We start from the raw sequence: 5,533 nt of genomic DNA, 5'->3' as shown, positions 1-5,533 counted from the left end.
TCGAACGCCGCCGCGAACACCGGAAACGCCCCATACAACTCCCGCCCCATCCCAACCCGCTGCGCCCCCTGCCCCGAAAACAACAACGCCACCCGACCCGCACGCACCACACCCTCAACCACACCCGCCACCGGCACACCCTCGGCAACAGACCGCAGCCCGGCCTCGAAACCGACCGCGTCCCCCGCCAGCACCACCGCCCGCCGCTCCAACGCAGCCCGCGACCGCACCAAAGCAGCCCCGACATCCACCAGCGAGACGTCCGCAGCCCCCGCGAACGCCCGCAGACCCTCCGCCCGCGCACGCAACGCCGCATCCGAACGCGCCGACACCACCCACGGCACCAGACCACCCACGACCGGCCCCGCCTCCACCCCCACCTCCACCGCAGCAGACTCCACCGCAGCAGACTCCACGATCACATGCGCGTTCGTCCCACTGATCCCGAACGACGACACACCCGCCCGCCGCGGACGCCCCGCCCCCGGCCACGGCACCGCCTCCCTCAGCAGCTCCACCCCACCCGCCGACCAATCCACATGCGGCGACGGCTCCCCCACATGCAACGTCCGCGGCAACACACCCTGCCGCATCGCCATCACCATCTTGATCACACCCGCCACACCCGCGGCAGCCGCGGTGTGGCCGATGTTCGACTTGACCGACCCGAGCCACAGCGGCCGGTCCTCGGCCCGCTCCCGCCCATAGGTGGCGAGCAGGGCCTGCGCCTCTATCGGATCGCCCAGCGCCGTTCCGGTGCCGTGCGCCTCGACCGCGTCCACGTCGGCGGGACCGAGCCGGGCGTTGGCCAGGGCCTGCCGGATCACCCGCTGCTGGGAGGGCCCGTTCGGGGCGGTCAGACCGCTGCTGGCACCGTCCTGGTTGACGGCGGAACCCCGTACGACCGCGAGCACCCGGTGACCGTTACGCCGCGCGTCCGACAGGCGCTCCAGGAGCAGCACGCCCACGCCCTCGCCCCAGACGGTGCCGTCCGCCGAGGCGGAGAAGGCCTTGCAGCGGCCGTCCTTGGCGAGGCCGCGCTGTCGGCTGAACTCCTGGAAGAGCCAGGGGTTCGGCATGACGGTGACGCCTCCGGCGAGGGCCAGGGCGCATTCGTCGGCGCGCAGTGCCTGTGCGGCCTGGTGGAGGGCCACGAGGGAGGAGGAGCAGGCGGTGTCGACGGTGACGGCGGGGCCCTCCAGGCCGAAGGTGTAGGCGACGCGGCCGGAGATGACACTGTTGACGTTGCCGGTGAGGGTGTAGCCCTCGATCTCCGGGGGCGGGGTGCCGGTGCCGCCGCCGAGATAGCCGGGGTTGCCGGCGCCGACGAAGACGCCGGTCCTGCTGCCCTTGAGGGCGGCCGGGTCGAGGCCGGCGCGTTCCAGGACCTCCCAGGAGGTTTCCAGGAAGAGCCGCTGCTGCGGGTCCATGGCGAGGGCCTCGCGCGGGGGGATGCCGAAGAACGCGGCGTCGAAACCGACGGCGTCGTGGACGAATCCGCCCTCGCGGACGTAGCTGCGGCCGGGGGCGTCGGGGTCGGGGTCGTAGAGCGTGTCGAGGTCCCAGCCGCGGTCGTCGGGGAAGGCGCCGATGGCGTCACGGCCTTCGAGGACCAGCTCCCACAGTCCTTCCGGGGAGGTGACGCCGCCGGGGTAGCGGCAGGCCATGCCGATGATGGCGATCGGCTCCTGCTCCCGTGCCTCGACGGCCTGAAGACGCCTGCGCGTCTGCTGGAGGTCCGCGGTGACGAGCTTGAGGTAGTCGCGGAGCTTTTCCTCGTTGCTGGTGGCCATCTGAGCGGTGCCTCCGGGAGCTTGCGGGGCTGCGGGTCCTGGCTGGTGGGGGCCGGATGCCGGAGGCGGCGTGCGGTGCCTCCGGCCCTCCTGCTTCGTGCGGGTGGTCAGTTGAGGCCGAGCTCTTTCTCGATCAGGGCGAACATCTCGTCGTCGGTGGCCGTGCTGAGCTCGGGTTCGTCGCCCGCCTCGGCCGCCGGGCTTTCGCCGTCGGCCGTGACGCCGTTCCGGTCGAGTCGGTCGGGCTGGTCGAGCTGTTCGAGCTTCCAGAGGAGGGAGCGGAGGCGGTTGACGGCGCGCTCCCGGCCGTCGCTGCCGGCGGGCAGGGCGACGGCGGCGGCCTCCCACTCGTTCATGGCGGTGAGTACGGCGGTCTCGGCGGCCTCGGCGGCCGCGCCGTCGGGCTGGATCTCGGCGGCCAGGTGAGCCGCGAGCGCCGCCGGGGTCGGGTAGTCGAAGATCAGCGAGGTGGGCAGGCGAAGTCCGGTGACGGTGGTCAGGACGTTCCGCAGCTCGACGGCGGTCAGCGAGTCGAAACCGAGCTCGAGGAAACCGCGCTCGATGTCGAGGGCGGCCGGATCGGGGTGGGCCAGCACGGCGGCCACGTGGGTTCGCGTCAGGTCGAGCAGGGCCTGGGCCCGTTCCGTGGGAGCCAGCGCGGCGAGACGGGCGGCGAGGACGGCCGGTGCGCCGGCGGCCGGATCCTGGTCGGCGGCCCGTCGCCCGGTGGCGCGGACCAGCCCGCGGAGGACAGCGGGGAGCAGTCCGGCGTCGGCCTGTCCACGGAGCGCGGCCGGGTCGAAACGGACGGCGGCGAGCACCGCCTCGTCGTAGCGGGTGGCGTCGTCGAAGAGGGCGAGCCCTTCCTCGACGGACAGGGGCCGCATTCCGGTCCGCGCCATACGGGTGAGGTCGGTGGCGTCGAGGGTGCCGGTCATACCGCTGGACTCGGCCCACTGCCCCCACGCCAACGACACCCCCGGCAACCCACGACACCGCCGGAACTGCGCCAACGCATCCAGAAACGTGTTCGCCGCCGCATAGTTGCCCTGCCCCGCACTACCCACCACACCCGCCGCCGACGAGAACAACACGAACGCCGACAGATCCAACTCACGCGTCAACTCATGCAGATTCCACGCCGCATCCACCTTCGGCCGCATCACCGAAGCCACCCGCCCACCGTCCAACGAACCGATCACACCGTCATCCACCACACCCGCCGCATGCACCACCCCCCGCAACGGACACCCCACAGGAATCCCCGCCAGCACCTCCGCCAACCGCCCGCGATCCCCCGCATCACAAGCCACCACCCGCGCCTCGGCCCCCAACCCGCCCAACTCCCGGACCAGCTCCACAGCCCCCGGCGCATCCACACCCCGCCGACTCGTCAGCACCAGATGCCGCACCCCGTGCACAACCACCAGATGCCGCGCCACCAACGCACCCAACGTCCCCGTCCCACCCGTGACCAGAACCGTGCCCCCCACATCCCAGCCCTGCGGAACCGTCAGCACGAGCTTGCCCGTATGCCTGGCCTGACTCATGAACCGGAACGCCTCCGCAGCACGCCGGACATCCCACGCCCGCACCGGCAACGGCCGCAGCACACCCGCCTCGAACAACCCGACCAACTCCCGCAGCATCTCCCCGATCCGCTCCGGCCCGGCACCTTCGACCATGTCGAACGCCTGGTACGCGACGCCCGGGTAGGTACGGGCCACGTCCTCCGGGTCGCGGATGTCGGTCTTGCCCATCTCCAGGAACCGGCCGCCGCGCGGCAGCAGCCGCAGCGAGGCGTCGACCAGCTCACCGGCCAGGCAGTCCAGGACCACGTCCATGCCCCTGCCACCGGTCGCGGTCTCGAAGCGCTCCTCGAAGGACGCGTCGCGGGAGGAGGCGATGTGGTCGTCGTCCAGGCCGAGGGCGCGCAGGGTGTCCCACTTGCCCTCGCTCGCCGTGCCGAACACCTCGGCGCCCAGGTGGTGGATGAGCTGCACGGCGGCCATGCCGACACCGCCGGCCGCGGAGTGCACCAGGACCCGCTCGCCACGCCGCAGCCCGGCGAGGTCGACCAAGCCGTAGTAGGCGGTCAGGAAGACCGTCGGGATCGCCGCGGCCTGCTCGAAGGTCCAGTCGTCGGGGACACGGACCACCAGGCGCCGGTCCACGACGGCGACCGGGCCGAAGGCGCCGCGGATCAGTCCGGTCACCCGGTCGCCGACCCTCAGGTCCGTCACGCCGGGTCCGACCTCGGTGACGACGCCGGACCCCTCGTTGCCCATGTGGGCGTGGCCCGGGTACATGCCGAGCGCGACGAGGACGTCACGGAAGTTGAGGCCGGCCGCACGCACGGCCACACGGACCTCACCCGCGGCGAGCTGGATCTCGTGGGCGTCGGACGGCACGAGCACCAGGCCGTCGAGTGTTCCGGCACCGGAGGTGCTCAGCAGCCAGGAGGGGGCGCCGACGGGCAGCGCGAGGGCGGTGTGCTGCCCGGGCGCGTCGGCACGCACCAGTCGCGGCACGAACAGCGCCCCGTCCCGCAGGGCGAGTTGCGGTTCGTCGGCGGCGAACACCGCGTCCAGCAGTTCGTCGGAGGTGTCACCGTCGCACAGCACGAACCGTTCCGGATGCTCGCTCTGTGCGGCCCGTACAAGACCCCACAACGGGGCCTGCGCCAGGTCGTCCACGCCTTCAGCGGGGCGTACGGCGACGGCGCCACGGGTCACGACGGCGAGCCGGACGGCCTCCAGCCGCTGGTCGGCGAGCCAGTTCTGGAGCTGCGTGAGCAGAGCGCCGGTGCGGTCGCGGGCCGAGTCGGGGACGCCGACACCGTCCGCCTGCGGAACGTACAGCACGGCCTCCGCGGGCACCGGCGTGTCGCCCGCGTCGAGCGCGGCGCGCAGGGCGGCCACGTCGGCGTACGCGGCACCGGCCCCGATGGTGGCGCGGGCCGTCCCCGCCCGGGGGGAGACGGGCGGGGCGGCGGTCCACTCGATCCGGTGCAGCGCGTCGGGCCGTCCGGCGCCCGCCAGGGATGCGGCGAGCCGTTCTCCGGAGACGGTGCGGGTCACCAACGACGCCGCGGACGCGACCGGTTGGCCGGCCGGGTCCGCCACGTCGACGGCGAGGGTGTCCGGGCCGGTGGGCGTCAACCGGACCCTCAACCGGGACGCTCCCACGGCCTGCAGGCGCACCTCGCTCCATGCGAAGGGCAGCCGCACATCGCCCGTGTCCGCAGCCGGCCCGGACAGCGCGAGCCCGTGCAGCGCAGCGTCGAGCAGGGCCGGATGCAGAGCGAACCGGCCCGCCTCCTCCCGCTGCGCGTCGGGCAGCACCACTTCGGCGAACACGACATCACCGTCGCTCCGGCACCAGGCGCGGGCCAACCCCTGAAAGGCCGGGCCGTACCCGTAACCGGCCAGGGCAAGCCCCTCATAGAACCCGTCGAGGTCGACGGGATCCGCACCCGGCGGAGGCCAGGCCACAGCCCATCCCGCGGCCTCCTCGGCCTCGGCAGGGGCCTCGGCAGGGGCCAGACTCCCCTCGGCATGCCGGACCCACACCGCGTCGCCGCCCTCGGGCCGTGCGTGGACGCTGACGCCCCGGGCCCCGTCCTCGTCGACCGGTCCGACGAGCACCTGCACCTGGACGGATCCGCGTTCGGGCAGCGCGAGCGGTGCTTCCAGCGTCAGTTCCTCGACGACACCGCAGCCCGCCTCCTCACCCGCCCG

At 73.1% G+C, this 5,533-nt stretch carries 3 protein-coding genes; 1 reads left to right on the top strand and 2 read right to left on the bottom strand.

The features are described from left to right. Both VKA29_RS21720 and VKA29_RS21715 read right to left on the bottom strand, forming a co-directional pair. Positions 1 to 1,793 (bottom strand): type I polyketide synthase (locus VKA29_RS21720; RefSeq protein ID WP_324787567.1); only part of this gene is annotated, 1,793 nt, incomplete at its 3' end. A gap of 107 nt (positions 1,794 to 1,900) precedes the next feature. Beyond that, complete coding sequence (locus VKA29_RS21715) at positions 1,901 to 5,287, bottom strand: SDR family NAD(P)-dependent oxidoreductase (protein WP_324787568.1); 3,387 nt, start codon at positions 5,285 to 5,287, stop codon at positions 1,901 to 1,903. Positions 5,288 to 5,350: 63 nt separating this feature from the next. On the opposite strand from VKA29_RS21715, the gene VKA29_RS21710 reads away from it, so the two are divergent. Then, positions 5,351 to 5,533 (top strand): hypothetical protein (locus VKA29_RS21710; protein ID WP_324787569.1); only part of this gene is annotated, 183 nt, incomplete at its 3' end.

Source organism: Streptomyces sp. H51 (assembly GCF_035656535.1).
Taxonomy (GTDB): domain Bacteria; phylum Actinomycetota; class Actinomycetes; order Streptomycetales; family Streptomycetaceae; genus Streptomyces.
Note: the sequence above shows the minus strand (reverse complement) of the source record. Positions and strands in the feature narration are given on the sequence as shown.